Consider the following 26,393-nt stretch of genomic DNA (forward strand, 5'->3'; position numbering starts at 1 on the left):
GACATAAGTGGCAGATTGTCCGTTTCGTGTCCCCCGATCGATGGGCCGAGGCAACGTACAACCGCGAGGCGCCCGGCGAACTTCAAGGATGCCCAGCGTGCTCCGAAGCGGATCGGAACTCCATCGCCGCGGACAACGACGAGGTTGCCGCTGCCCTCCTTAGGGCTCCACCTAGCCTGCACTCAGCGTAGTTATAGAAACGTTATGTAGTCTTGATGGGTGAATTTATGGTCAAGTAGTGGAACCCAAACGACGACGGACCGTCCAGTTGAGCCCCACGACGGGCTGATTTCCGGTCGCAAACATGCCCTGGACGGGCTGCGCACTGTTGCGGTAGCCGGCGTCTTCCTCTTCCATACCGTGACGGAACTCGTCCCCGGCGGATCGATCGGCGTGGACGTCTTCTTCACGCTCAGCGGCTTTGTGATCACCCTCCTGATCATGAAGGAGTACCGGGAGACGGGCCGGCTGCGCCTGGGCACCTTCTACGCCAAGCGGCTGGCCCGGCTCTGGCCCGCGCTGCTGGCGGTCTGCGGCGTGGTGGTTCTTGTCGGGATCATCTTTCCGCTGTCCGGGTGGGGCGGCCAGGAAGCCAACGCCATCCCGGCGGCCGGCTACGTGATGAACTTGGCCAACTACGGCGTCTTCGGCTCTTCCACCGGCGGCAACGCGCTGAGCCCCACCTGGACACTGGCCGTCGAGGAGCAGTTCTACCTGGTCTGGCCGCTGCTCCTTCTGGTGATGCTGCGATTCTGGAAAGTCCGCAGCGTCACTTGGCTCACTGCAGCCCTGGCTGCCGGGTTCCTGGTGTTACGGTTCTTCCTAGTGTCCGGCGGGGCGCCGCTGGCCCGGCTCTACAACGGGCCGGACACCCGGGCTGACCAGCTGCTGCTGGGCTGCACCCTCGCCTTGCTGTTCACCGCGGTCAAGCCGGGTTCCCGGGTCCACGCCTCCTTGCAGGCCGGCGCACGCTGGGCCGGACCGCTCGCCGGGCTCTCCCTGCTGGCCGCGGTATTCCTGCTCAAGGAACCGAACGAGACCGGCACCTGGTTCAACGTCTTCTGGACCGCCGGTCCCACCGCCCTGGCACTGCTGTCCGCGGTGGTCATCGGATCGCTGGTCCTCCGCCCGGCCGGCCCCGGCTCACGGATCCTGAGCCACCCCTGGCTCGCCAACCCCGGCCGCGACCTCTCCTACGCCGCCTACCTCTGGCACCTGCCCATCTACCTCCTGCTGATACCGCTGGTCCCGTCACTCTGGCTCCGCGTGCCGCTCGCGGCGGCGCTGACCGTGCTGATGGCGTACCTGTCGTTCCGCTTTGTGGAGCGCCCCATCCGCCGCTGGGCCTCCAAAAGGCTGGAACCCGCCGTCGTCCGTTCCGTTCCGGAGCCCGCCCGGGAGCTGGAGCCCGCCGGGACACCGTAGCGTCACCGAACGTGTGTTGCACGGCTCAGCAGACCGAGAACGCGGGCTGGGTTCTCGCCGAGCTGTGACCGGGCGCCGTCAGCCTCTCTTGCCTGCGATGGCCTGGGAGCAACCACGGCCGCGATGCACAAGGCGAGCCCCACACTGACCGGCCCTGTTCCGCAGTCCATGCCGCCGCGGTCCGCGCCCACGGCGGTCCAGTCCGCGAAAGACGCTCCCAGCGGGCGGGTGAGGATGTAGATGGACCAGAACGCCGGGATGGCCGCAACCCAGCGGCGCCAGTACGCCAGCACGGCCAGGCCTATCACCGCAGCGAAGAGGATGCCGGACGCGAAGTAGCCAAGATCCAGGCTGTACGCGGTCATATCGCCGATGGCGGTGCCCAGGGCGAAAGTCGCCAGAACGGCCGCCCAGTAGAAGACCTCGCGGCGCCGGGTGTCCACGCTGTGGATGGACAGCGTCTTTTCGGTCCGGAACCAGATGACGAACACTGCCAAGAGCACTGCCAGGAAGAACACCGCCGATGCCGCATAGGGCACACCCAGCACAACGTGCACGGCGTCCGCGGCCATGGTGCCGAACACACTCACCACCACCACTGCCAGCCAGTAGACCCACGCCGTATAGCGCCGGACGGCAAACTGGAGGATCAGTGAACCGGCCAGGCCGATTGCGCCGAGCGCCAGCGCCACGGCCGGGTCCAGGTGGTGGACCAGGAAGTCCGAGGTGGTCTCGCCCATCCCGGTGGTGAGCACTTTGGCCACCCAGAACAAAGCCGTGATTTCCGGGACCTTGACCAGGGCACTGCGTGCGGAGCCGCCCGTCCGGGTTGAGGGCCTGCCGGTTTCAAGGACAGCTGCCGTGGCGCCGTTGGGCGGTGTGTTCTCCTGCGCGGGTTCTATCATGCGGTGATTATCGCTGATGGACCCGGCAGTTTCCTGAACCGCTGTTTCATCATGGTAGGTCAGGAATGCATACTTGGACGGTCCGGAGTCCGCCCGGGAGCTGGAGCCCGCCGGCACGCGGTAGGCACACCACGCCGCCGGGGCTTTGTGCCCTACGCCCGGTTCCGGGCCGGACCTAGCCTGAAGGAAGCAGCGCGGCGCTGCCGCCTGTGGTATGTCAGGAGGCAAACGGTGGAATCGGCAAAGACAAGCATCATTGCGGGTATCGTCCTGATGGCGGTGGGCCTGCTGTTCCTGCTGGACCGGCTGGGTGTGGTGGACAGCGGCGTCTACGTGCCGGCCCTGATGTTCGCCGCGGTGGGGGCCGTGTTCCTGGCCGTCTTCTTCTTCCGCCGCCGTGATCAATGGTGGGCAGCGATCCCCGGCTCCGTCTTCCTGGGCCTGGCCGCGGTCATCACCGCTTCCCAGGTGGCGCCCGGCAGTGCCGGCGGGGCCTACCTGTTCCTGTTTATGGCCGCCGGGTTCGCCGCCGTGTACGCGCGGGTCCCGGCCAACTGGTGGGCCCTCATCCCGGCTGGGGTGATGTTCACGCTGGGCGTCATCGTGGCACTCCCGGCGCTGCAGGGCAGGGCCGTGGCGGGAGTCCTGTTCCTGGGCCTGGCCGCCACCTTCGGGGCGCTCTCCGCTGTGCCGGTCCGGACGTCCGGTCACACCGGCACCATGAAGTGGCCCCTGATTCCGGCAGCCGTCCTCGGCGTGCTGGGAGTGCTCTTCGCGCTCCAGGCCACGGCCTTGCTCGTTCCCCTGGAGTTCGCCGTTCCCGCCGTCATGATCCTGGCGGGCATCGGCCTGCTGGTCTACGCCTACCGGATCCGCGGCCACGGGCCGCGGACGCACTAGGCACGCGGAGGCGAAGGATGCTCGAAGAAGCTGAACTCCTGCAGGCTCTCCAGCGGCACTGGGAGTACGCCGGCACGGACCAGGACATCACCCACGAGATCTACCACGACGACGCTGTGCTTGAGTTCCCTCAGTCCGGCGAACGGTTCGAAGGCGTGGAGAACTTCCGCGAATGGCGCCGGCAATATCCGGCAGCGGTCAAGTTCTATACCCGTCGAATCACTCTTCGTGCTGATCTGGTTGTTGTCGAAAACCTGATCAGCTATGACGGTGCACCGTGGATGTTCACCGTCAGCCTGATGGAGTTCCGGGGAGACCGGGTTGCGCATGAGCGGATCTACATCATGGACGGCTGGGATGCTCCGGAGTGGCGCGCCCCATGGCGCTCCGAACGGCTGGCAGACCCGCCCCCGCCGGACCCCTAGCTCCACGGACCGCGGACGCACTAGCGCGTGTCCACGTCCTCGAACACCAGGAACGTCTGCGTGTCCAGGACGCCCGGCATGGACTGCAGCTGGTCAAAGATCACCCGGCGCAGGTCCGTGTTGTCGATGGCGCGGACCAGAAGGATGACATCGAAGTCACCGCCCACCAGCGCAATGTGGTGGACCTCAGGGATGGCCCTGAGCTCCTCGCGCAGTTCGCGCCAGGAGTGCTGGCTGACCTTGAGCGTGACGTACGCGGAGGACTTGAGCCCCGCCTTGATGGGGTCCACCAGGGCGGTGAACTTGGTCAGCACCCCTTCACTGGTGAGCCGGGCGATCCGGGTGTAGGCGTGGGCCCGGGAGATGTGGACGTTCTGCGCCACCTGGGTGACGGACATCCTGCCGTCCCGGGTCAGCTCACGGATAATGTCACGGTCCACGTCGTCCAGCGGCGCCGCGTCAGCCCGGTCTGATGTGCCTGCCACAATATCTACAACTCCCTGGCGTCGGTGCCCGCCCGTGATGACGATTCGTCTCCCAGAATAGCCTTCCATGGCCGCTTGCTCCACGAATCGGGGCGGGTCCGGATACGAAACATCGGGTGGATCGATGCTGGGAGTGAAACGTGGCTGCACAAGAACCTCTCTGTTCGCCCGCGGAAGGTGCAGTTGTGCAATTGATGCAGTTATGCAAAAATATTTAGATGCCTGAAGCAATCATTCCGACGCTAAGAGAGCGCAAGAAGGTGGAAACCTGGACGGCGATCCACGAGGCGGCTTCATCCCTTGCCCAGGAGCGCGGGCTGGACCAGGCCACCGTGGAAGTCGTTGCGGAGGCGGCCGGGGTTTCGCCCCGGACGTTCTTCAACTATTTCCCCGCGAAGGAGGACGCGGTCCTGGGTCTCCGTGAGCCCGTCCTGGACCCGGGGGAGGCGGCGAAGCTGGAAGGCGCGGCCGATCTCCTCGGCCAGATCTCCCTGTTGCTCGTGGCGGTGGCTCGGTCAGCGTTCGGGAGCACGGATCCCGGCCGGCGCCGGGAGCTGCTGCAGCGCTACCCGAATCTGCACCGCCGTCAGATGGAGTACATGGCCAAAGGCGAAGCCCTGGTTTGCGAGGCGGTGATCGCGGCGCTGGCCAACGATCCGGCCTGGTCCGGCGGCGCCGAAGGCTTCAGCCCGGGGGAGACCGCCCGGATGCTGGTCATGCTCGCCGCCGTGCCTGCCAAATTCACCGCAACCTCGCCCGGTTTCGACCCCGCCGCAGGACTCACCCCCGGGGAACTCGCCCCCGCTCTGGAACTTTTTCATCACTTGCAAAGGAAACTTTCATGACCACCCCCACCGTCCCCGACGCGGCACATGCCCCGGAAAAGCAGCACATCGTCCTGCTGTTCGTCGGCCTGATGCTCTCCATGCTTCTCGCGTCCCTCAACCAGACCGTGCTCAGCACGGCGCTGCCCACCATCGTGGGTGAACTGCACGGCGTCAGCGACATGCTCTGGGTCATCACGGCCTTCATCCTCGCCTCCACCATTACCATGCCTGTCTACGGCAAGCTTGGTGACCTGATGGGCCGCAAGGCCCTGCTCATCGCAGCGATCACCCTGTTCATGATCGGCTCCGTCATCGGCGCCCTGGCCAACGACATGGGCATGCTCATCACTGCCCGCGTCATCCAGGGCCTGGGCGGTGGCGGGCTGATGATCCTCTCGCAGGCGGTCATCGCCGACGTTGTCCCGGCCCGCGAACGCGGCAAATACATGGGCCTGATGGGCGGCGTCTTCGCCATCTCCTCGGTGGCCGGGCCGCTGCTGGGCGGCTGGTTCACCGAGGGTCCCGGCTGGCGCTGGGTCTTCTGGATCAACATCCCGCTGGGCCTGCTGGCCCTCGCCGGTGCGTTCTTCTTCCTGAAGCTGCCCAAGCACGCCGGCAAGCCCAAGCTGGACCTCGGCGGCATGTTCCTGCTCGCCATGGCCACCACGGCCCTGGTGCTCTTCGCCACTTGGGGCGGCAGCAAGTACGACTGGACCGACCCGATCATCCTGTCCCTGATCGCGGTCACCGTCGTCGCCGCCGTCGCGTTCGTCCTCGTGGAACGCCGCACCGCCGAGCCGATCATCCCGCTGCACCTGTTCAAGGACCTGAACTTCAACCTCTCCACCATCGCGGGCCTGCTGATCGGTGTGGCCATGTTCGGTGCCATCGGCTATCTCCCCACGTACCTGCAGATGGCCTTCAGCGTGAACGCCACCGAGTCCGGGCTGCTGATGATCCCGATGATGGGCGCGCTGCTGGTGGCCTCCGTGGGCTCCGGCCAGCTGGTGAGCCGGACCGGGCGGTACAAGTGGATGCCGATCGCCGGTTCGGTGCTGGTGGCCGTGGCCCTGGTGCTGCTCTCCACCCTCAAGCCCGGGCAGCCGCTGTGGGAAATCTGCGCCTACCTTGCCGTGATGGGCGTCGGGCTGGGTCTGAGCATGCAGATCCTGGTCCTGATCGTCCAGAACTCCTTCCCGCTGCGTGAAGTGGGCACCGCCACGGCGTCGAACAACTTCTTCCGCCAGATCGGCGCCACCCTGGGTTCGGCCGTGGTGGGCAGCCTGTTCGCCAGCCGGCTGGCGTCCCTCCTCACCGAGCGGATGCCCGCGGCGGCCACCGGCGGCGGCACACCGGGCGGGTCGAACTCCCTGACCCCTGCGGTGGTGAGCCACCTGCCCGCGGAGATCAAGGACCTGATCGTCTCCTCCTACAACGACGCCCTGACCCCGATCTTCATCTGGATGGTCCCGCTCGCGGTGATCGCCGCCGTCGTCCTCGTGTTCATCAAGGAAAAGCCGCTGGCCACCGCGATCGAACACGACGTCCTCTCCGAATCCATCTCCGAAGGCAACATCCTCATCACCGCCGACGACGAGGAACCCGCCCCCGCTTCACGGTAGGTTGCAGCCGTTCGCCAACGTGTGACATAGCCGCTAACAACAGCGCAGGAATGACGCCCCCGAACCATCATGGTCGGGGGCGTCTTTCATTGTCCGGACACCCCGGAGGCCCGGCCTGCCAATTCGTCTACCGCAAAAGCTCGTAACCCAGCTCACGTTTCAATTCGTCTTCCAGAACCGCCCTGACGAGCTGGCTTCTCCACAATTCTCGTCAGGTCTGGATACGAAACATCGGTTAGGTCAATACTGGGAAGGAATAGTGGCTACAGAAGGACTGACCAATGACGATCTCCGCGGACCACTCTGCGCCCCACACTGCCCCGGGCTCTGCACCGGACCGGGACCAGCTCCCGCCGGCTGAAAACGCCGTGACCGAAGCCGTGCGCAAGTTCGGTATCACGGCGGAGGACTACATGCTCCCCGCCCGGCACCAGATCCAGATGGTGGACCCGGACGGCCGGCTCCTGGCCGAAGCCGAGCAGGGCACCGAACCGGGCCACGAGTACCCGTTGCCCCGCGATGCGGAACTGCTGGCAGCGTACGAGCAGCTCGTCGTCGGACGCCGCGTCAACGACCAGAACTCGGCGCTCGTGCGGCAGGGGCGCATGGCCGTGTACCCGTCCAGCCACGGGCAGGAGGCCTGCCAGGTGGCCGCGGCTCTGTGCCTGGCCGAGGGCGACTGGCTGTTCCCCACCTACCGGGACGCCGTGGCGGTCATGACCCGCGGCGTTGACCCCGTGCAGACCATGACCATCTTCCGCGGCGACTGGCACAGCGGCTACGACCCCTCCAAATACAAGGTGGGCATCCAGTGCACCCCGCTGACCACCCAGCTGCTGCACGCTGTCGGGGTGGCACACGCGGCCAAGCTCCGCGGCGAGGACACCGTGGTCCTGGCCATGTGCGGCGACGGCGCCACCAGCGAAGGCGACTTCCACGAAGCCCTGAACTTCGCCGCCGTCTTCCACCTGCCCGTCATCTTCTTCGTGCAGAACAACAAGTACGCCATCTCGGTTCCGTTGGCGCACCAGTCCGTGGCCCCGTCCCTGGCGCACAAGGCCGTGGGCTACGGCATGGCCGGCGAACGCGTGGACGGCAACGACGTCGTGGCCCTCCTCGCCGTGCTGGACCGCGCCGTTTCTCTGTGCCGGGCTGGTTCGGGACCGCTCCTGGTGGAGGCGAACACCTACCGGATGCAGGCGCACACCAACGCCGACGACGCCACCCGCTACCGGCAGGACAGTGAAGTTGCCGAGTGGCTGGCCAAGGATCCGGTCACCCGGATGCGGACCTACCTCACCGGCCGCGGACTGCTGGACGACGACGGCGCCGCCCGGATTGGCGCGCACGCGGAAGCAGTTGCCACGCAGCTTCGTGAAGGGCTGGGTGAGGATGTTCCGGTGGACCCGCAGGAGCTGTTCCGCCACGTGTTCTCCTCGCCGACACCGCAGCTTAAGGAGCAGGCCGCCCTGCTTGCCGACGAACTTGCCCGCGACGCAGCCTCAGGGGAGGCCACCAAATGAGCCCGACAATCACCACCTCGTCCGAGGCGAACGGCAACGTCAGCGCCGCCACCGCCCGGGCCGCCGCCTCCGCCGCCACTGCGGCCCAGGCTTCCGGTCCGCAGTCCGTCACCCTGGCCAAGGCCCTGAACACGGCCCTGGCCGACTCGATGCAGGCCGATTCCTCCGTCCTGGTCTTCGGCGAGGACGTGGGCCAGCTGGGCGGCGTTTTCCGCATCACCGACGGGCTGACCTCCCGGTTCGGCGAGCAGCGCTGCTTCGACACGCCCCTGGCCGAGTCCGGCATTGTGGGCATGGCCGTGGGCATGGCCATGAACGGGATGCGCCCGGTGGTGGAGATGCAGTTCGACGCCTTCGCCTACCCGGCCTTCCAGCAGATCGTCAGCCACGTGGCCAAGATGCACAACCGCACCAAGGGCGCCCTGAAGCTGCCCATGGTCATCCGGGTCCCGTACGGCGGGGGCATCGGGGGAGTGGAGCACCACTGCGACTCCTCCGAGGCGTACTACGCCCACACCGCCGGCCTGAAGGTCTTCACGCCCGCCACCGTGGCCGACGGCTACCGGATGCTGCGCGAGGCCATCGACTCGGACGATCCAGTCATGTTCATGGAGCCCAAGAAGCTCTACTGGTCCAAGGACATGGTGGACCTCGACGGCCTGCGTTCCGCTCACTCCGCGAATCGCGAGGCGGGCACGTCCTCGGAGGGGCGCGCCGCCGTCGCGCGTTCCGGCACTGACGCGACCCTGATCGCGTACGGGCCGTCCGTACCCACGGCGCTCGCCGCGGCCGCCGCCGCTGCCGAGGAGGGCCGCTCGCTGGAAGTCATTGACGTCCGCTCCATCGTGCCGTTCGACGACGAGACCGTGTGCGCGTCCGTCCGCAAGACCGGCCGGGCCGTGGTGATCGCCGAGGCGCACAGCTTCGCGTCCGTGTCCTCCGAGATCGTGGCGCGGGTCCAGGAACGCTGCTTCCATCACCTCGCCGCGCCGATCCGCCGCGTAACCGGGTTCGACGTGCCGTACCCGGCGCCGAAGCTTGAGCACTACTACCTGCCCGGCGTGGACCGCATCCTCGACGCCGTTGACGACCTCCAGTGGGAAGACTGACCGATGACCTCTGCACTGCAAGTATTCATGCTGCCCGACCTCGGCGAAGGCCTCACCGAAGCCGAACTGATCAACTGGCTGGTGGCCGTGGGCGACGAGGTCCGCGTGGACCAGCCCATCGCCGAGGTGGAGACCGCCAAGTCCGTGGTGGAAGTGCCCTCGCCCTACGCCGGGACCGTGGCCGAACTGCACGGTGAGCCCGGGCAGACCTTGGACGTGGGGAAGCCCTTGATTTCGGTTGCGCCTGTTGGCCCTGCTGTTGCTGGGGCTGGCGCGGATGATGCCGCCCCCGCCCCTTCCACTGCCGAGGAGCCCGTGGTTGAAGCCGCCGCCGCAAACGCTTACAGGGAGGAGGAGAAGGCCGGGTCCGGCAACGTGCTGATCGGCTACGGGACTCCCGGCGGTGCCGGCCAGGTGCGGCGCACCCGGGCACCGCGCAGGGCTTTTTCGGTGGCTGAGCCCGCCGGAGCGCCCACGGTTGAAACTCCGGAGGTGGACCTCTCGCTGCTCCGCACCCGGGTGCCCGGGAAGCTAGGCGCCGTCATTTCCCCACTGGTGCGGCGGATGGCCCGCGAACACGGTGTGGACCTCGGCGAACTCAACGGTTCGGGTGAGAGCGGACTGATCATGCGCCGCGACGTTGAGGCGGCCATCAGCACTCCGGACGTGGCGCCGAGCCCTGTGGTTGAGCCGCGTCCTGTTCGTGAGCCGCGGCCTACGGTTACCGAAGCCCAGACCGGCACTGATTCGCGCACGGGCCTGCCCATTTCAGCCCGGACGCCCGTCAAGGGGGTCCGCAAGGTGGTCGCCGCCAACATGACCCGCAGCCGGCAGGAGATTCCGGAAGCCACGGTCTGGGTGGACGTGGATGCCACCGCCCTGGTGGAGCTGCGGGCCGGGCTGAAGAAGGCCGATTCGCACACGGCGCCGGGCCTGCTGGCGTTCATCGCCCGTTTTGTCACGGCCGGGTTAAAACGATTCCCGGAGCTGAACACCCGCATCGAGGCCACGGCGGACGGCGCCCAGGAGATCGTGTCCTTCGACGGGGTCAACCTTGGCTTCGCCGCGCAGACAGACCGCGGACTGACGGTGCCCTCCATCCGCAACGCCGAGAAACTCAGCGCCCGCGAACTGGACAGGGAGATCCGCCGGCTCACCGCCGTCGTGCGCGAAGGCAAGGGGACCCCGGAGCAGCTGGGCAGCGGCACCTTCACGCTGAACAACTACGGGGTATTCGGCGTGGACGGGTCCGCGGCCATCATCAACCACCCCGAGGTGGCGATCCTCGGCGTGGGGCGCATTATGGACAAGCCGTGGGTGGTGAACGGCGAGCTGGCCGTCCGCAAGGTCACCGAACTGACGCTTACCTTCGATCACCGCGTGTGCGACGGCGGGACGGCGGCCGGGTTCCTCCGGTTCGTGGCGGACGCGATCGAGAACCCGAACAGCGTCCTGGCCGACATCTGACATGAAGGCCGTGGTGGTGGGGGCAGGCATCGCGGGCCTGGTGGCGGCCCGCCAACTCGGCCTGGCCGGCTGGGACGTTGAGCTCTTCGAGAAATCGGCGGCTCCGCGCCCTGACGGATACATGATGGACTTTTTTGGTCCTGGTGTGGAGGCTGCGGAGCGGATCGGCCTCTACCCGCGACTCGCCGCCGTGGCTTATCACGTGGAGGCGGCGGAGTACGTCGACGCCGCCGGCCGCCCCACGTCCAGCCTGGACTATGATCGCTTCGCCAGGCTTGCCGGCGGGAAGGTCCTGAGCCTGCTGCGGCCGGACATGGAACAGGCCGCCCTCGCTGCCCTCGAGGACGTGCCACCGGGCCGGGTCCGGGTCCGCTACGGGGCGGCGGTGTCCCGGATCCGGAATGATGACGACGGCGGCGTGCGGGTCACGGCGGGTGGCCATCAGGACGTGACCGCTGACGTACTGATAGGTGCTGACGGCGTCCACTCCACGGTGCGGTCCCGGGTGTTCGGGCCCGAGGACGGGTTCCTGCGACCCATGGGCATGCGTGCCGCCGCGTTCATCGTGACCGAACCTGTCCTCAACGCCCGCTTCCGGAACCGGTTCGTCCTCACCGACAGCATCAACCGGATGGCCGGTCTCTACAGCCTCCGTTCGGATGAGGTGGCGGCCTTTATGGTTTACCGGGATGCCACCGACACGTCAGGACACCAGCCATCCGGGAGTCCGCGGGACAGGCTGCGCCGGGAGTTCGCCGGGCTCGGCCAGGCCGTGGACCGGCTGCTGGAACTATGCCCAGAACATCCGTACGACGACGTGGTGGCACAGATTGTCATGCCGCACTGGCAGCGGGGACGGACCGTCCTCGTAGGGGATGCCTGCGGAGCCGTCTCACTCCTCGCGGGCCAGGGCGGCTCGCTGGCGATCGCCGGTGCTGCGCTGCTCGGTGACATCCTGGGGCCGGTCACCTCGCCCGGCGGAATCAGCCCGGCCCTCACCGAATTCGAGCGACGCTGGCGGCCCCTCGTCGAGGAGGCCCAGGCTGCAGGGCGGCGTACCGCGGCATCGTTTCTCCCCGCCAACAGAACTCAGCGCCTGCTGCGGCGTTGGATCATCCGGGCCACTCATCTGCCCGGCATCGACCGGTTGGTTGCCCGCCAGATCGTGGGCCGGATCGCAAAGTAGCCCCGTCCACGCCTGATATCAGGACCCGCTCCGGGGCCGGACAACCAGCACAGGACAGGGTGCGTGGTGAATCACCTGGCTGGAGATTGAACCCAGCCGCAGCCCTGCGAACCCGCCGTGGCCCCGGGAGCCCACAACCAGCAGGTCCGCATCCTTGCTGGCGTCCAGCAAAGCGCTGGAGGCCAAGTCACGAACGAGTATTCCCTCGGTGTCCACGCCGTCAGCGGCGACGGCCTTCAATGCGTCAGCCTGGAGACGCTCAGCGGCGTGAAAGGAGTCGTTGCTGACGCTGTCCTCCACCGTTGACGGCACTGGCGGGTAATGCCACGCCGTGACGGCCCGGACGCTGCCTTGCCTGAGCCGGGCTTCGTCCACCGCCCACCGAAGAGCGGCCAAGGACTGCTCGGAACCGTCCACACCCACCACGACGAGGAACCTACCGCTGGCGTCCATGTCTTCTGTCCTTCCGCCCGCCGACTCACTGCCACCGCCCCGGCAGTGCCAGTCTGTGCCCGTCGCCCGAAGGGGTCAAGGCCACACGGCTAACCTCCACGGACCCTTCCCGCCAGGGCCAAGGAAGCCGGACTAGAATCCGTTCATGCGTCTGGCGATCATTGGAGCGGTACTGCTGGCGGCCGGCGCGGTGGCGGCGGTCACCGGGACGCTGCCCGCGGCTGACCTGGCCGCGCTGGTTGACCGGGTGGCACCCATCCTGTTGTTCGTCGTCGCCATGACGGTGGTGACCGAGCTGGCCAGCGAGGCGGGCATCTTCCTGTGGATTGCCCGCCGGTTCCGGCACTGGGGCCGCGGCTACAGCTTCCTGCTCTGGCTGTTCCTGGCCGTGTTCGCCACGCTGAGCACCATCTTCCTTTCGCTGGACACCACGGCGGTGCTGCTGACCCCGGTGGTGGTCAGCGTGACCCGGCAGGCCGGCCTGCCGCCGCTGCCGTTTGCCCTGATGACCGTGTGGCTGGCGAACACCGCGAGCCTGCTGCTGCCCATCTCCAACCTGACCAACCTGCTGGCGCAGCACAGCCTGGGCGGGATCAGCCCGGCCGGCTTCGCGGCCCTGATGTGGGCGCCGTCCCTCGCCGCGGTGCTGGTGCCGCTGGTGTTCATTGCCCTCGTTTTCCGCCGCGACCTGAGCAAACGCTATTCGCGGATTCCCGTGGGACGGGTCCGGCCGGATGCGGAAACCGGAAGTTCGACGGCGGCATCTACGGACCGCCTCCTGCTTGGCGGCACCGCTGTGGTGCTGGCGCTGCTGCTGCCGGCGCTGGTGTCCGGGGTGCCGGTCTGGATCCCCGCCGCGGCCGCCGCGCTGGTCCTGGGTGCGGTCTTCGCGTTCCGGCGGCCCCGGGTCCTCAAAGTGCAGCTGGTGCCGTGGTCCCTGCTGCTGTTCGCCTCCGGACTCTTCCTGGTGATGGAAACCGCCCGGCACCTGGGCGCCTCGGCTTTCGTGGGCCAGCTCGCCGGCACGGGGGAGGGCTTCCCCGAACTGCTCCGGCTGGCCGGCAGCGGTGCGGCGGGTTCGAACGTGCTGAACAATCTGCCCGCCTACCTGCTGGCCGAACCCCTGGCTGAGACGCCGCAGCGGATGGCGGCCCTGCTGATCGGGGTCAACGCCGGCCCGCTCATCACGCCGTGGGCCTCGCTGGCCACCCTGCTCTGGCACGACCGGCTGGTGCGGATGAACGTCCTGATCACCTGGCGCGGCTACGCGCTGTTCGGCCTGATGGTGGCGCCCCTGACCGTGTTCGCCGCGGTCATGGCCCTGGCCGCCGCAGGGTAGTTGTGGACCACACAGGAGGGCACGCCATGAATCCAACCAAAGCCGAGATCGAGGCCGGCTACCGCCGCGTGCAGGGGGAACTGGGGGCCCGGCTGGCCGGCGCCACCACGGAGGATCTTCGCCGCCGGAGCAGCGGGACCCGGTGGACCAACGAGGAACTGCTCTTCCACATGGTGTTCGGCTACATGGTGGTCCGGGCCCTGCTTCCCCTGGTCCGGCTGGTCAGCAGGCTCCCCGCACCGGCGGGCAGGGCGTTCGCGGCGGTGCTGAACGCGGGAACCCGGCCCTTCGACGTCGTGAATTATTGGGGCTCGCGCGCGGCGGCGACGGTCTTCAACCGCCGGCGGATGGCGCGGAAACTCGCGAAGACCATCGCGGCCCTGACCCGGCAGCTGGACCGCGAAACTCCCGCCAGCCTCGCCCGCTCCATGCCGTTCCCGGACCGGTGGGACCCGTTCTTCCAACCCGTGATGAGCCTGAACGACGTCTACGCCTACCCGACGCTGCACTTCGACTTTCACGCCAAGCAGCTGAGCCTTCCGCCCACATAGCGCGTTGCGGGGACAGAATAAAGCCAGGCCACCATGTGCCCGACCACTCGCCCAGAAGGAGCGCCCATGCTCAGCCTGCAGGACATCGACAACATCGTCCTCAACGGAGGGACCGTGGTGGACGCGGCCGGGGAGAAGATCGGCTCCGTGGAACAGATCTTCACCAGCGGCGATTCCGGCGAGCCGGCCTTCGTCACCGTGCGGACCGGCCTGTTCGGCATGTCCGAATCCTTCGCCCCGCTCACCGGTGCCAGCCTCGAGGAATCCGTGATCCGGGTGGCGTTCACGAAGGACACGGTGAAGAACGGCCCGCGCATCGAGAGCGACCGCGGCGCCATCACGGAGACCCAGGAGCAGGAACTCTACAGCTACTACGGGCTCTACCAGGGCGAGCCCGGTGAAGGTTCCACGGAAACCGGGCAGGAGCAGGCCAGCGGGGCAGCCGGTGCCGCGGTGCCCGCGGAAATCGCGCCCGGGGCAGCGGCAGCCGCTCCCGCGGCCGCTGAGGGAAGGGCCGACGACGGCGGCGCACCGGACGTGCGGAAGGCGCCTCCGCCCCCGCGGCCTCACGGCGGCCCGCCGCCCCCGCCGCCGCACCTGCACAGACACGTGCCCCCGCACCTTCACCCGCACCCCGGTCCGCCACCACCGCCGCCGGGCCCGCGTCACTAACCGCGCCCGGTCCAGTGGTCACCCGGCGTCGAACTCCACGTCCGCGGACGCGGCGCCCCGCAACGCCGCGATCTGCTGCGCTTCACGGTGCAGCAGCTCCGTGTCAGGTGCCGACACCGGGTGGAAGGCGGTGATGGCGACGGTCAGTTTCCGGCCGTCCTTCCGCGGCCGCCAGGTACCGGCGATCTGCCCGTTGATGAGGACCGCGCCCGGGTCGCCCACCGGCCTCCACAGTTCCCGGTGGTGCTCGCGGGCGACGATGGTCTCGCGGTCACGCATGTGGGTGTACGGGTCGTGCGGCGGGAGCAGACGCACTCCATCGGGCGGCGGGGCGGACCGCAGCGCGGGGAGGTCCTCGGTGAGGATCCACGGGGTGCCGCCGAAATCGACGGCGGTCAGCTCCTCCCGGACCAGGTCCCACCAGGGGCCCGTATCCCCAGCCTCGATTCCCAGCCACGCAGCGAAGCCGGCCCTCGTGGAGGGTGCGTGGCAGCGCAGGTAGCGGCGAAGCAGTTCGGCCCGCGCCGTGTCCGGGTGGGTGCCCGTAATGGCGTGGCCCAGCCACTCCCTGACCAGGACGAACGGGGCCTGGTTTCCGTCGCGGGGGGCGAAACAGACACGTCCCTCCAGCGTGAGGATCCGGACGCAGAAGTGGACCACGGCCTCGCCGAGCGGCTGGCCGGGCGCGTAGGGTCCTTCAGCTTCCCAGAGGAGGCGCTGGTCCGGCGTCAGTCTGAGGGCGATCCGCCGGGCGAGCTCCTGGCCCAGGTCATTGATGGTGAGCCTGCGGCGGGACAGCGCCGCATCGTTCTCGGTGCCGCAGAGTTCGACGGCGCGGGCCAGGGTGATGCCGAGCCGGTCCACGGCCTGTTCCACGCCGGGAATGAAGTGCCGCATCGCCTCCTCGGTGGGCGGCAAGACCCCCGTGGTGAACACCGGCGCGTCCGCCGTGGGGAAGAGGAACGGCGCGCCGCGCATGGACCACGTCTGCAGCAGGCTTTTGTCCTCAGCGATCGCCGCGGCAACCCGTTCCTGCGTGATGCCCTCCACCCTGGCATGCAGGGCCAGCAGCGCCGCGCCGGGCGGGCTGTCCTGAATGCCGCAGCGGCCGGCCGCTGCGAGCAGCCCCTCGGCCCCCACGCGTTTGGTGAGGTGGTGGGCGTTCAGCCGGAACGCAATGACCTCGCCCGCAGAAACCTTCTCAGCCACACGGGCACCTTATCGCGTCTGACCAGGCCGCGTTGTGGCTTCGGTGCGGCGCCGCGCCTGGCGCAGGTCCGGTCACCCGCTCGTCAGGTTACGCGCGGTGATCTTCCTCGTAAACGTCCGGGACGCCGTCGTGGTCGGTGTCCACGGACTCTTCCGCCTCCACGGCCCGGTACTGACGGTTGCGGGTGACCAGCACGGACGACGCCAGGAGGGCGGAGATAAGCGACGCGGCCAGGATGCCCACCTTGGCGTGGTCATCGTGGATGCTGCCGTGCCCGAAGCTCAGCTCGGCCACCAGGAGCGAGACCGTGAAGCCGATCCCCGCCAGCAGGGACATCCCGAACACATCGATCCACTTCAGGGACTTGTCCAGCGACGCCCTCGTGGCCTTGGTGAGGAGCCAGGTGGTTCCCAGGATCCCGGCGGGTTTGCCCACCACCAGCGCCACGATGATGCCGATGGCCACGGGGTCCGTCAGTGCCGCGCCCAGGCCGTTCCAGCCGCCCACAGCCACCCCGGCAGAGAAGAACGCAAAGATGGGGACGGCAATGCCGGCGGAAATCGGCCGGAAGCGGTGCTCGAAGATTTCCGCCAGGCCCGGGCCGGCCGCGGGGCCGCCGCTGGCAGCGGAGCGGATCACCGGGATGGCAAAGCCCAGCAGCACACCGGCCACCGTGGCGTGGATGCCGGAGGCGTGCACCAGTCCCCAGGTGAGCAGCCCCAGGGGAAGCAGGATCAGCCAGGCCGCGGCGGGCTTGGCGCCGAAGAAGCGGCGGTATTTCTGGGCCAGGAAGGTGTAGAGGGCCAGTGGAATGAGGGCCAGCAGCAGCGGGCCGGCCTGGATGTCGCTGGAATAGAACACCGCGATGATGCTGATGGCCAGCAGGTCGTCCACCACGGCCAGCGTCAGCAGGAAGATCCGCAAGGCACTGGGCAGGTGGGAGCCGATGATCGCGAGGACCGCGACGGCGAACGCGATGTCCGTGGCCGTGGGGATGGCCCAGCCCTGCAGCGTTTCGGGGCTGGTCAGGTTGATCAGCGCATAGATGACGGCAGGTACCGCCACGCCTCCCACCGCGGCGGCGATGGGCACCACGGATTTACTGAACTGGCGGAGGTCACCGGCCACGAACTCCCGCTTGAGCTCCAGCCCCACCAGGAAGAAGAAGATGGCCAGCAGCCCGTCCGCAGCCCAGGCCCCGAGGCTGAGGTCCAGGTGCCAGGGCTCGTAGCCGATGCGGAAGTCCCGCAGCGCGAAGTAGCTATCGGCAACCGGAGAGTTGGCCCAGATCAGGGCGATGACGGCAGCGGCGACCAGCAGGATGCCGCCAACGGTTTCCTTCCGCAGGATGGCGCCGATGCGCAGAACTTCGCCGTAGCTTCCCCGTCCCAGAACGGAGGAGCGCGAAGGAAGGAAGGGATTCTTAGGCATGAAGGTGTCCTAAACAGTGGGTCGACAAAATACATGCCGACCAGACTTCCCGGCTCACCTCCAGTAAGTCTACCGGGCCGGACTCGGCGCACTAACCGCCGGTTGCGGCGCACTACTCTTTGGCGGCTCCGGCTCCGGCTCCGGCTCCGGCTCCGGCTCCGGCCCGGTGCGGCCGGACGGCGGCGAAGACGGCCAGGGCGGCGGCCTGGATGACGGTCAGGGTGACGGCCAGGGCCGGGATGGACTGTTCGTATAGCAGCCCGATGAGGACGCTTCCGGCCAGCCAGGCGAGGCCGTAGCAGGCGGTGAAGATGCCGTAGGCGCTGCCGCGCCGGCCGGCCGGGGCCAGTTCGGCCACCGCGGCCCGCATGGTGCTTTCCTGGACGCCCATGGCGGCTCCCCAGACCAGTGCGCCGGTGACTGCCAGCGGGGTGCTGTTGCTGAAACCGAGCCACGGCACGGCCGCGGCAAGGACCGGGAGGGCCAGCAGGACCTTCAGCCCGATCCGGTCGTAGAGCCAGCCCGAGGCCAGCGCCGCCACCGCATCCACCGCCATGGCCACCGCGTACAGGACGGGCACCAGTGCCGGCGGCAGGAGTCCGTTGGCCACCAGGTGGAAGGAGAGCAGCCCGAAGGTTGCGTAGCCGAACATGGTCAGGCTGCTGAACGCTGCGTACATCCAGAACTGCCGCGGCATGGGGGCCGGCTTTGAAGGAGCCGCCGGGGGAGCAGGCTCCGGGGGAGCGGCCGTTGGGGCCGCGGCGGCTGACGGGACCGGCCCGGTTGAACCCGGTGCGCCGGCAGGCTCCCCGCGCGGCGCGGGCACCTCATAAAGGGACGGGTCCGGAACGCGTTTCCTCAGCCAGAACAGAAGCACCATGGCCGCCGCCCCGGGCACCGCAAGCAGAAGGAACCCCGGGCCGTAGCTGCCGGAAAGTGACAGGGCCGCGCCGATCACCAGCGGGCCGACGAACGCGCCCACCTGATCCAGTGCCTCATGGAACGCGAACGCCTTGCCGCGGCCCAGCCCGGTGCCGGCCTCGGCGAGCATGGTGTCCTTTGCCGGACTCCGCACGGCTTTTCCCATGCGCTCGGCCAGAACAAGCAGGCACGCAATCCACAGGGCACTGGTTATCCCCAGCAGCGGCACGGACAGTGCTGTGAGGCCGTAGCCCGTCATCGCCAACCCCCACCGGAGCCGGGGCCGGTCCGCCAGGCGGCCGAAGACCAGGCGGAACACCAGGGCCACTGCCTCGCCCGCGCCCGTGATGACACTGATCAGCAGGGCAGAGGCCCCCAGCAGGCCCAGGAACGGTCCGGTGACGCTCCTGGCCCCTTCGTAAACCATGTCCATCAGGGCGCTGATGATGCCGAAGACCACGATGAACCGGAACGCCGTCAGGGGCGGTCCCGTCACGGTCCGGCCGGGGGAACCTGCGTCGGCGCTCTTCACTCAGACTCCCGGGTCACTCAGGGCCCGGGGCGGCGGCAGGAAGGGTTCGCACGGAATCTCACGTCCCCATCGTATAAATCCTCATCCGGTACCGGAAGGAGCGTTGCCGCGTTGTCCCGCGGTGGGTAATGCTGGGTAATGGTGGGTCTAGAACTTGAGTACCGGTTACTCGTGCAACCTGCCGGCGGATCCGGTTTACTGATCCTGCCGGCGGGATTCAGGATGGGTGCCGCTGCGGTCACCGCCGGCGCCACAAGCGAGATACCCGAACAATGAGAGCCCCGCCGATCGCGACGTGGACAGGAGCGGGAGGTTCACATGCGAGTCAGAGTTTCAACCGGAGAAGGGGTTGATCCTATGGATTGCCCGCACCAGTTCGTGGGCCGCTGCGATGAGTGCGCCGCGGCGTCGGCCCAGCCACAGGTAGCTGGCCAGATGCTCGTGAACCCGTGGGAACTGGGGCTCTCGAGCAGTTCGGCAGCACCCGTGGATCCCTACGGGGAGCCGCCAACATGACGGGCCGCCCCCTGCGGCCGACGCCAGCACCCCCAGCCCCGTCGCCGCAGGAGGCCACAATGACCAACCGGGTGAGTAAGAGAACGTTCCTTGTCCCGGGCCTGCTCGCGGTGGCGTTGACGGCCGCCTCCTGCAGCAGCCCGCCGCCGCCCAAACCGGACCAGACGGCCGGCACTGACGTCTACGTCACGGCCTACACCTGGCAGGACAACACACCCAAGGGATCGCCCATCATCAGCCACCCGATACTGCACAAGACGGCCGGCGGACGAGGTACCTATGAGGACCCGGTGACCATCGCCGTCGGCCATTCCCTCGAAACGGGCAAAGACGTCCTGGACTATGAGCCGGGGACCCGGATCTACCTGCCGGACGTGCGGCGGTATTTCATTGTGGAAGACACCTGCGGGGACGGGCCCACGCCGGAGGACGGTCCCTGCCACAGCGGCGCGGAAGAACACGGCAGCGCCTCGATCTGGCTGGACATGTGGATCGGCGGCCAGAACGAAAGCGACAGGTTTGCCCGGCGCTGCACGCTGAAAGTCACGGGCGTGCGGAAGGCCGTGTTCAATCCCCCCGACAACTTTGTGGTGGCCCCCGGGGACGGCGTGATCCACGACGGGCAGTGCGACTCGGGCTACGGGAACGAGCTGGTCACCAAGTAACGGGCCCTAACGTGCCGGCCGGCTACTTGTCCTTGTCTGTGCGGCGGCGTGACTGGGCCAGGATTTCGGCCTCCTCTTCATAGGCGCGCAGATCGTTGGCCTGATCGGCGGCGTCGCCGTGCCAGTCCTCGCCGCTGACCTGGTGCTCGAACTCCATGGTGGGCTGCTCGTCCTCGAGCGCCTCCACCGTCTCGTCGACCTTCTTCTGCAATGACTCATCGCTCATGACGTCGCCTCTGCCTCTCCTCGGTGTTCCTGTTCCGGGCACCGGATCTGTGCGTGCCTGAGCCTTCAGCTTAGAGCCGGCAGCCGGTTATGGGGGTGACTTGTTTCAATCAGCTGCGAAAGTACGACGGCGGCACTCGAGGCAAGTGCCGGCGTCGTACTTGAGTGCGAGAGCGTTCCCCGAAAAGCCACATTAAGTGAGAGAGCGTTCCCGGAAAAGCCGCATTAAGTGAGAGAGCGTTCCTTGGGGTCAGCTGCCGATGGACGGTGTGGCCGGGACCTCCGGGCGCTTCCCGGCCCGCTCGTTGGGAACGGTGAGCATGATGGCGATGATGGCCACCACCACCATCAGCAGGTTGAACAGGATGCCCACGGCCCCGCCGAAGCGCAGGGCCACGTTCGTCTGGTTGCCGATGAACAGGCCCCAGGACTGGATGGTGGCAGGGTCCATGGCCTGCGCGGCGACGTACAGTGCGGCTGAGATGGCCACGCCGATCGCGTTGCCCAGCGAGGAGGCCATCTTGTAGATGCCCGCGGCGGCGCCGGCCTCGTCGTCGGGCACGTTGGACAGCGCGGCGTCCGTGGACGGTGTCGCGTAGAAGCCCAGGCCGATGCCGAAGAGGGTGAAGCCGATGACGGCCAGCACACCACAATGAAAGTGCCGGAGAACAGGGACGTGATGGACACGGCCAGGTTCCCCAGGGTCCGCTCGATCCCCAGCGAGCCCTGGATGCCGGGGATGACGTTCAACAGGGTCTGCGCGAACAGCCAGAAGTTGATGACCGCCAGGACAATGCCGATCAGCCACGCATCGTTCGGCTTCCACTGGGTTTGGGTTTTTGCGGAGGACTGGGCAGTGCTCACGGCTTACGCATCCTTGGCTAAGTACGACATTGCGGCAACAACCTGGGCCTGCACACCCAGGGAAAGCGTCGGATCCAGCACCGGCGCGAAGAACGGGGAGTGGTTCCCGGGGATGTCCTGGGACACGGTCCCGCGTTCGACGGCGGCCCGGTACTTTTCCGGGTCGTGGCCGCCCAGGAGCCAGAACGTGTACGGCACGCCGAACGCGTCCGGAATGCGGCTGAAGTCCTCCGAGGCGGTCTGCGGCGTGGCCTGGAGCACGGCGCCCGCCTCGAAATGCCGGGTGAAGGCGTCCGTGACTTTTTCGGTCACGGCGGCGTCGTTGCTGGTCAGGGGGAACTGGTCGTAGTACTCGAACTCGGGTTCCTGCGGCGAGCCTGCGGTGACGCACTCACCCCGGACGATCCGCTCGATCGCGGCGAGCACGTCTTTCCGGACCTGATTGCTGTAGGTGCGGATGTTCAGCAGCAGCGTGGCGCGGTCCGGGATGATGTTCGATTTCGTCCCCGCGTTCAGCGCGCCCACGGTGACCACCGCGAAGTCCCCGGGTTTGGTCTCCCGCGACACCACGGTCTGCAGCCGCAGCACAATCGAGGACGCCAGCACCACGGGGTCCACCGCCATGTGCGGCATGGACCCGTGCGCGCCCTTGCCGTAGACCGTGATCTTCAGCGAATCCCCGGCGGACAGGACCGGCCCGGCCGTGGTGGCGAGCGTCCCGGCCGCGATGGGCATCACGTGCTGGGAAAGCGCGACGTCGGGCCGCGGCACCTTGGTGACCAGACCGTCGTCGACCATTGCCTGCGACCCGGCGCCGATCTCCTCCGCGGGCTGGAACAGCGCGATGTAGGTACCGGACCACGCCTCGCGGCCGTCGGCCATGAGCTTGGCGGCACCGAGCAGAGTGCTGACGTGGACGTCGTGCCCGCAGGCGTGCATCACCCCGTCCACTTCGGAGGAGTAGGGGAGCCCGGTGGCCTCGGTGACGGGGAGCGCGTCCATGTCCGCACGGGCCAGGACGGTGGGTCCCTCGCCGTTGGTGAGGACGCCGACGACGCCGGTGCCTCCCAGGTGCGTGACCTCGCAGCCAAAGGAGGCGAGTTTCTCCGCGACCAGCGCGGAGGTCTGCTGTTCCTCGAGGCTTACTTCTGGATGCCGATGGAGGTGGGTGTAAAAGTCCCGGACCCAGCCGAGCTCTGTATCTAGTCCTGCCAACACTGACTCGAAGCCGCTCATGCGCATCACTCTCTGAGAAATGGGGCGCCCGGGCGGGCCAGACGCAGTTGGCATGATCAGCCTAAACCCGAACGCGGCGGCCGGAGGTGAATACTGGGCAGCGATCTCACGCGATCTGCCCACGGGGCCTTACAGCCACAGTGCGGCGGGCAAACTAGGATTTGCCAGGTGAGCAGAAACGGCGGGGGACCCAGGGTGACCAGGCAGGAATGGATCAAGTACGCAGCGCTCCTGGTGCTGGCGGTGGTTGCCTTCGGCGTGGCAGCTCTTGCCCTGATGAATCCGCGGGGCGTGGGTGAACCCGCCGGCCTGCTGCCGTCTGGCCCGGTGCCGGGCCCGACTGCCTATGCGGCTGCGGCGGGTGCTCCGGCGCCCGCTGAGGCGACGGTTGCGGGCACGGCGACCGCTGGGGCCACGGTTGCGGCCACGGCGGCCACCGTGCCCGCCGGCCAGCCGAAGATTGAGCTTCCGGCCAGGCCCGTCCTGCTGATTCTTGGCGATTCTTACACAGCGGGGACCGGTGCCGGCCGGGAAGACCAGGGGTGGGCCTACGACGTTGCCCGCACGCTGGGCTATCCCAGCAATATCGACGGTTTGGGCGGGACCGGCTTCGCGTGGGGCGGCGGCGCGCAGGACGACGGCGGCCGGGAGTACGAGGTGCGGCTGCGTGAGATCTCCCGGGATCGGCGCTTTGTCCCCAACCTGCTGATTCTGCAAGGCGGGCAGAACGACGCCCAGCTCAATGACCCCGACGAACTCAAGGCCGCCACGGCGCAGACCATCGAGGCGGCCCGCAGGTTCTGGCCAGGCATCCAGGTGGTTGTTCTTGGACCGTCCGCCCCGCAGCCCCTCGCGGACACCCTGCGTGGCGCGAACACGGCCGTCCGGGCCGGCGCCGCACTGGCGAAGGCCCCGTTCATCGACGCCTACGAGGCGCCCTGGTTCACGGCTGCCAACAGCCCGGGGTTCAATGCCGACGGCGCGCACCCGAACACCGCCGGCCACGCGTACCTTGCGCAGAAGTTCCTGGAGTCCTGGGCAGCGCTGACAAAGTGAGCACCCGTCCGGCGTCCCGGAAACTCGGGGGCCCGTGGGTAGAATCGAGGCCAGAAGAACGCAACGTGCATCCCGGAGGTACGGAGTAACAATGTCAGAATGGCTCGAAGTCGGCGCGGATACGTACGTGCTGGTGACCGAAGGTTCGCTGCTGAATACCGGCCTGGTGGTGGGCTCGGAGCGGGCCATGGTGGTGGACACCGGCTGCGGGCCGCGGCAGGGACGCGAGATCCTGGACGCGGTGCGGGAGAAGACGGACCTGCCCCTCGTCGTCGTGAACACCCACGCGCATTACGACCATTTCTTCGGCAACGCCGTGTTCGCCTCCGACGGCGTCACGGAGTTCTGGGCGCACGAAAACTGTGCCCGCGAGATCGACAGCCACGGGGACCTGCAGCGCCGCTTTGTGGGCACGCTGGAGCCGGAGATGTCCGCCGGTGAAGGCGAGAACGTGGAGCTGGTGGTGCCCAACGCCATCGTCAAGGACCAGCCGGTGCTGGTGGACCTCGGCGGGATCACCGTCACGCTCTTCCACCTGGGCCGCGGCCATACCGACGGCGACCTCCTGGTGGGCACGCCCACCACCCTGTTCGTGGGCGACCTTGTGGAGCAGGGCGCGCACCCCTCGTTTGAGGACTCCTACCCGGAGGATTGGGCCGACTCCCTGCGGCACATCTCAGCCCTGCGCCACCGCTACGAATTCCTGATCCCGGGCCACGGGCAGCCCTGCAGCGATCAGTTCGTCAAAACCATGGCCAACACCATGACCACCGCGGTCCGGCAGGCCCAGCAGTCAATCCGGGACGCGCCGTCGGACGCCACCAAGGCCATCCCCGTGCTGCCCTACGGCCCGGAACAGTCGCGCTGGTTCATCAAGCGGCTGCAGGAGACCCGGCCGGTGCACTAGACCGCAACGCGGGGTCACTTTACGCCCGATAATGAGGGATTATTGGGCGTGAAGTGACCCCGCGTTGGTGGCTGTTGGCCGGGCACGGGTGATCAGCGCGTGCACGAGCAGGGCTGCGAACACTGCCGCGCAGAGCAGCGCCCCGATTTCGAGTGTGGCACTGATCCCGAGGCCCGTGGGGTGCAGGTCCGGCGCCATATTCGCCGCGAGCACCGCACCGGAGACGGCGGTGCCGAACGAGCTCCCCACGGTCCGCAGGACCTGGTTGAAGCTCACGGAACTGCCCAGCTCCTCGCTGGCCACACTGCGGGCGATCAGCGCAGGCATGGCGGCGTACGCGGCACCCATGCCCATGCCCAACGCCAGCATCCCGGCCAGGATCTCCCACAGCTGGGTGTGCGCGAACCAGAGCAGCATCCCGGCGGCCGCGATGATCCCGGCGCCGATCGGCAATAGCGTGGTCAGCCGGACCCGGTGCGCGAGCCGGCGGACCAGGCGGTTGGCGGTGAAGCTTCCCACCGAGAGCGGGAACATCACAAAGCCGGCCCAGAACACCGGCAGGGCGATGCCGTAGCCTGTGGAGGCCGGGGCCTGGGCTATCAGGCTTGAAATCGAGAGGCCGATGTACATGGCGGCGCCCAGCCCGATCGCGGTGCTATTGGCCAGCAGCACTTCCCCGTTCCGGAGGACCCGGAGGTTGATCAGCGGGTTGGTGCTGCGAAGTTCGGCCCGGACCCACGCCGCGAGCAGGACGGCTGCCACCAGGAAGACGCCGACGGTCACGGGCGAGGCCCAGCCCCAGTTGGGTCCTTCGCTGATGGCCAGAAGCAGCACGCCTAAGCCAAGGCCCAGCAGCATAGCGCCGGTGTAGTCGAAGGGCACCCGAGGGGCGTTTTCATCGGGTCCGGCCGGCACCACGCGGAAGACCACGATGATGGCCGTGACCACAAACAGGGCGGCGAACCAGAACGCGAACCGGAAATCGAACGTTCCGGCGATGATTCCCGTCAGCGGGTACCCGATTCCCAGGCCGGTGGCAACGGTGACTGAGAGGCTGGAGATGGCGAACCGGACCTTGCTGACGGCCACGTACCGGCGGGCCAAGGCGATGGTCACCGGAACAATCCCGTAGGTGAGGCCCTGGAGTGCGCGGCCCACCAGGAACACGGTGAAGTTGGGGGCCAGCGCGGCGATGACGGAGCCCGCGAGGATGATCAGCAGCGCCCACAGCAGCAGTTTCTTCTTGTGCGGCCCGTCGCTGAGCCGACCCATTACCGGGGTTGCCACCGCCCCCACGAGCAGGTTGATGGTCAGCATCCACTGTGCCGTGCCCACGGACACGTCCATTTCGCGGGAGATGGTGGGCACCAGCAGCATGCCCAGTGAGCTCACAATGGCAGTGGAGAGCGCGGCGTAGACTAGGGCCGGGACCAGGGGAGAGCGTGTTTCAGTCATCGGCCGGCTCCGTTCCGAGCTTCCGGAGGGCGGGGATGGCCGCCGCCAAGGACGTGCGCTCGTCCGGGCTCAGCCGCTCCGCCACGGCCCGGTCCAGCCAGCCCTGCCCGGCCGAGGATTCAAGGGCGAGCTTCTGCCTGCCCGCCGGAGTGATCTCGATCCACACCCGGCGCCGGTCCTCGGCGTCCGGTGCCCGCTCCACAAGCCCCAGCCCGAGGAGTTCACGCACAGCAAGCGAAATGCCCTGCGGGCTGACCCGGACCACCACGGCGAGTTCCGACGTCGTGGCCCTCCCGCGCTCCGCAAGATGACGAAGCACGCCGATCTTGCCCGGCGAGATGGTCCGTTCGGCGTTGAGCTGCCGGAGCAGGGGGTGCAGGGCTTCGAACAGGGAATGGGTGAGGGCTTGGTCAGTCGCTTGGTCGCCGGTCATCCCTCAATTGTACAAGCAGATTGATCAAGTTGCTTGAATACTTTCGATGAGCT

26 protein-coding genes are annotated in these 26,393 nt (G+C 67.9%); 15 read left to right on the forward strand and 11 right to left on the reverse strand.

Going from position 1 to position 26,393, the window contains the following annotated elements:
• Positions 1-219: 219 nt before the first annotated feature.
• The gene (locus PY310_RS06115) at positions 220-1,425 is read left to right on the forward strand and encodes an acyltransferase family protein (RefSeq protein WP_275213403.1); all 1,206 of its coding nucleotides are present in this window, start codon (positions 220-222) and stop codon (positions 1,423-1,425) included.
• Between the two features lie 2 nt (positions 1,426-1,427).
• On the opposite strand, the gene PY310_RS06120 is transcribed toward PY310_RS06115, so the two are convergent.
• Positions 1,428-2,330, reverse strand: a complete 903-nt coding sequence (locus PY310_RS06120) for a COG4705 family protein (protein ID WP_275213405.1) — start codon at positions 2,328-2,330, stop codon at positions 1,428-1,430.
• Between the two features lie 231 nt (positions 2,331-2,561).
• On the opposite strand from PY310_RS06120, the gene PY310_RS06125 reads away from it, so the two are divergent.
• Together PY310_RS06125 and PY310_RS06130 are read left to right on the forward strand one after the other, a co-directional pair.
• Positions 2,562-3,230, forward strand: a complete 669-nt coding sequence (locus PY310_RS06125; protein ID WP_275213407.1) for a hypothetical protein — start codon at positions 2,562-2,564, stop codon at positions 3,228-3,230.
• A 17-nt stretch (positions 3,231-3,247) separates the two neighbouring features.
• Complete coding sequence (locus PY310_RS06130) at positions 3,248-3,655, forward strand: nuclear transport factor 2-like protein (protein WP_275213409.1); 408 nt, start codon at positions 3,248-3,250, stop codon at positions 3,653-3,655.
• 20 nt (positions 3,656-3,675) lie between these two features.
• On the opposite strand, the gene PY310_RS06135 is transcribed toward PY310_RS06130, so the two are convergent.
• Positions 3,676-4,095, reverse strand: coding sequence for an Lrp/AsnC family transcriptional regulator (locus PY310_RS06135; RefSeq protein ID WP_419095452.1), 420 nt, complete (start codon positions 4,093-4,095; stop codon positions 3,676-3,678).
• A gap of 263 nt (positions 4,096-4,358) precedes the next feature.
• On the opposite strand from PY310_RS06135, the gene PY310_RS06140 reads away from it, so the two are divergent.
• The 6 genes from PY310_RS06140 (at position 4,359) to PY310_RS06165 (ending at position 11,874) form a co-directional block, all read left to right on the forward strand.
• Positions 4,359-4,985: a TetR/AcrR family transcriptional regulator gene (locus PY310_RS06140; protein WP_275213411.1), complete on the forward strand. Its 627-nt coding sequence runs from the start codon at positions 4,359-4,361 to the stop codon at positions 4,983-4,985.
• Entirely contained in the window at positions 4,982-6,589 is a 1,608-nt protein-coding gene (locus PY310_RS06145; protein ID WP_275213412.1) for an MDR family MFS transporter, read from the forward strand. The genes PY310_RS06140 and PY310_RS06145 overlap by 4 nt, the downstream gene beginning before the upstream one ends.
• A gap of 281 nt (positions 6,590-6,870) precedes the next feature.
• Positions 6,871-8,112, forward strand: a complete 1,242-nt coding sequence (locus PY310_RS06150) for a thiamine pyrophosphate-dependent dehydrogenase E1 component subunit alpha (protein WP_275213413.1) — start codon at positions 6,871-6,873, stop codon at positions 8,110-8,112.
• The gene (locus tag PY310_RS06155; protein WP_275213414.1) at positions 8,109-9,221 is read left to right on the forward strand and encodes an alpha-ketoacid dehydrogenase subunit beta; all 1,113 of its coding nucleotides are present in this window, start codon (positions 8,109-8,111) and stop codon (positions 9,219-9,221) included. The genes PY310_RS06150 and PY310_RS06155 overlap by 4 nt, the downstream gene beginning before the upstream one ends.
• A 3-nt stretch (positions 9,222-9,224) precedes the next feature.
• Entirely contained in the window at positions 9,225-10,688 is a 1,464-nt protein-coding gene (locus PY310_RS06160) for a dihydrolipoamide acetyltransferase family protein (RefSeq protein ID WP_275213415.1), read from the forward strand.
• A 1-nt stretch (position 10,689) separates the two neighbouring features.
• Positions 10,690-11,874, forward strand: coding sequence for an FAD-dependent monooxygenase (locus PY310_RS06165; RefSeq protein ID WP_275213416.1), 1,185 nt, complete (start codon positions 10,690-10,692; stop codon positions 11,872-11,874).
• 18 nt (positions 11,875-11,892) lie between these two features.
• Here the strand turns inward: PY310_RS06165 and PY310_RS06170 are convergent, their stop codons facing one another.
• Positions 11,893-12,327, reverse strand: coding sequence for a universal stress protein (locus PY310_RS06170; protein WP_275213418.1), 435 nt, complete (start codon positions 12,325-12,327; stop codon positions 11,893-11,895).
• Between the two features lie 145 nt (positions 12,328-12,472).
• Between PY310_RS06170 and PY310_RS06175 the strand changes: the two genes are divergently transcribed.
• The 3 genes from PY310_RS06175 to PY310_RS06185 all read left to right on the forward strand — a co-directional run bounded on the left by PY310_RS06175 (position 12,473) and on the right by PY310_RS06185 (position 14,889).
• Positions 12,473-13,666, forward strand: coding sequence for an SLC13 family permease (locus tag PY310_RS06175; RefSeq protein ID WP_275213420.1), 1,194 nt, complete (start codon positions 12,473-12,475; stop codon positions 13,664-13,666).
• A 26-nt stretch (positions 13,667-13,692) separates the two neighbouring features.
• Entirely contained in the window at positions 13,693-14,217 is a 525-nt protein-coding gene (locus tag PY310_RS06180; RefSeq protein WP_275213421.1) for a DinB family protein, read from the forward strand.
• A gap of 66 nt (positions 14,218-14,283) precedes the next feature.
• The gene (locus tag PY310_RS06185) at positions 14,284-14,889 is read left to right on the forward strand and encodes a PRC-barrel domain-containing protein (protein WP_275213422.1); all 606 of its coding nucleotides are present in this window, start codon (positions 14,284-14,286) and stop codon (positions 14,887-14,889) included.
• An 18-nt stretch (positions 14,890-14,907) separates the two neighbouring features.
• On the opposite strand, the gene PY310_RS06190 is transcribed toward PY310_RS06185, so the two are convergent.
• From PY310_RS06190 to PY310_RS06200, 3 genes are all read right to left on the reverse strand, one after another.
• Complete coding sequence (locus tag PY310_RS06190; RefSeq protein ID WP_275213423.1) at positions 14,908-16,098, reverse strand: winged helix DNA-binding domain-containing protein; 1,191 nt, start codon at positions 16,096-16,098, stop codon at positions 14,908-14,910.
• An 88-nt stretch (positions 16,099-16,186) separates the two neighbouring features.
• Positions 16,187-17,530, reverse strand: coding sequence for a Na+/H+ antiporter NhaA (gene nhaA, locus PY310_RS06195; protein ID WP_275213425.1), 1,344 nt, complete (start codon positions 17,528-17,530; stop codon positions 16,187-16,189).
• A gap of 112 nt (positions 17,531-17,642) precedes the next feature.
• Entirely contained in the window at positions 17,643-18,983 is a 1,341-nt protein-coding gene (locus PY310_RS06200; RefSeq protein ID WP_275213426.1) for an MFS transporter, read from the reverse strand.
• A gap of 575 nt (positions 18,984-19,558) precedes the next feature.
• On the opposite strand from PY310_RS06200, the gene PY310_RS06205 reads away from it, so the two are divergent.
• Positions 19,559-20,164, forward strand: a complete 606-nt coding sequence (locus PY310_RS06205) for a hypothetical protein (protein ID WP_275213428.1) — start codon at positions 19,559-19,561, stop codon at positions 20,162-20,164.
• 22 nt (positions 20,165-20,186) lie between these two features.
• Here PY310_RS06205 and PY310_RS06210 read toward each other — a convergent pair whose 3' ends face one another.
• The 3 genes from PY310_RS06210 to PY310_RS06220 all read right to left on the reverse strand — a co-directional run bounded on the left by PY310_RS06210 (position 20,187) and on the right by PY310_RS06220 (position 22,489).
• Positions 20,187-20,390: a hypothetical protein gene (locus PY310_RS06210; protein ID WP_275213430.1), complete on the reverse strand. Its 204-nt coding sequence runs from the start codon at positions 20,388-20,390 to the stop codon at positions 20,187-20,189.
• A gap of 249 nt (positions 20,391-20,639) precedes the next feature.
• Complete coding sequence (locus tag PY310_RS06215; protein WP_275213431.1) at positions 20,640-21,035, reverse strand: MFS transporter; 396 nt, start codon at positions 21,033-21,035, stop codon at positions 20,640-20,642.
• Between the two features lie 221 nt (positions 21,036-21,256).
• The gene (locus PY310_RS06220) at positions 21,257-22,489 is read right to left on the reverse strand and encodes an amidohydrolase (protein ID WP_275213432.1); all 1,233 of its coding nucleotides are present in this window, start codon (positions 22,487-22,489) and stop codon (positions 21,257-21,259) included.
• A gap of 168 nt (positions 22,490-22,657) precedes the next feature.
• Between PY310_RS06220 and PY310_RS06225 the strand changes: the two genes are divergently transcribed.
• Both PY310_RS06225 and PY310_RS06230 read left to right on the forward strand, forming a co-directional pair.
• Positions 22,658-23,545: an SGNH/GDSL hydrolase family protein gene (locus tag PY310_RS06225; protein WP_275213434.1), complete on the forward strand. Its 888-nt coding sequence runs from the start codon at positions 22,658-22,660 to the stop codon at positions 23,543-23,545.
• A 91-nt stretch (positions 23,546-23,636) separates the two neighbouring features.
• Entirely contained in the window at positions 23,637-24,452 is an 816-nt protein-coding gene (locus PY310_RS06230; RefSeq protein ID WP_275213435.1) for an MBL fold metallo-hydrolase, read from the forward strand.
• 39 nt (positions 24,453-24,491) lie between these two features.
• Here the strand turns inward: PY310_RS06230 and PY310_RS06235 are convergent, their stop codons facing one another.
• Complete coding sequence (locus PY310_RS06235; RefSeq protein WP_275213436.1) at positions 24,492-25,907, reverse strand: MFS transporter; 1,416 nt, start codon at positions 25,905-25,907, stop codon at positions 24,492-24,494.
• Complete coding sequence (locus PY310_RS06240) at positions 25,900-26,340, reverse strand: MarR family winged helix-turn-helix transcriptional regulator (protein WP_275213437.1); 441 nt, start codon at positions 26,338-26,340, stop codon at positions 25,900-25,902. The genes PY310_RS06235 and PY310_RS06240 overlap by 8 nt, the downstream gene beginning before the upstream one ends.
• Between the last annotated feature and the right edge of the window lie 53 nt (positions 26,341-26,393).

Origin of the sequence: Pseudarthrobacter naphthalenicus, from assembly GCF_029076445.1 — a bacterium.
In the GTDB taxonomy this organism is placed as follows: domain Bacteria; phylum Actinomycetota; class Actinomycetes; order Actinomycetales; family Micrococcaceae; genus Arthrobacter; species Arthrobacter naphthalenicus.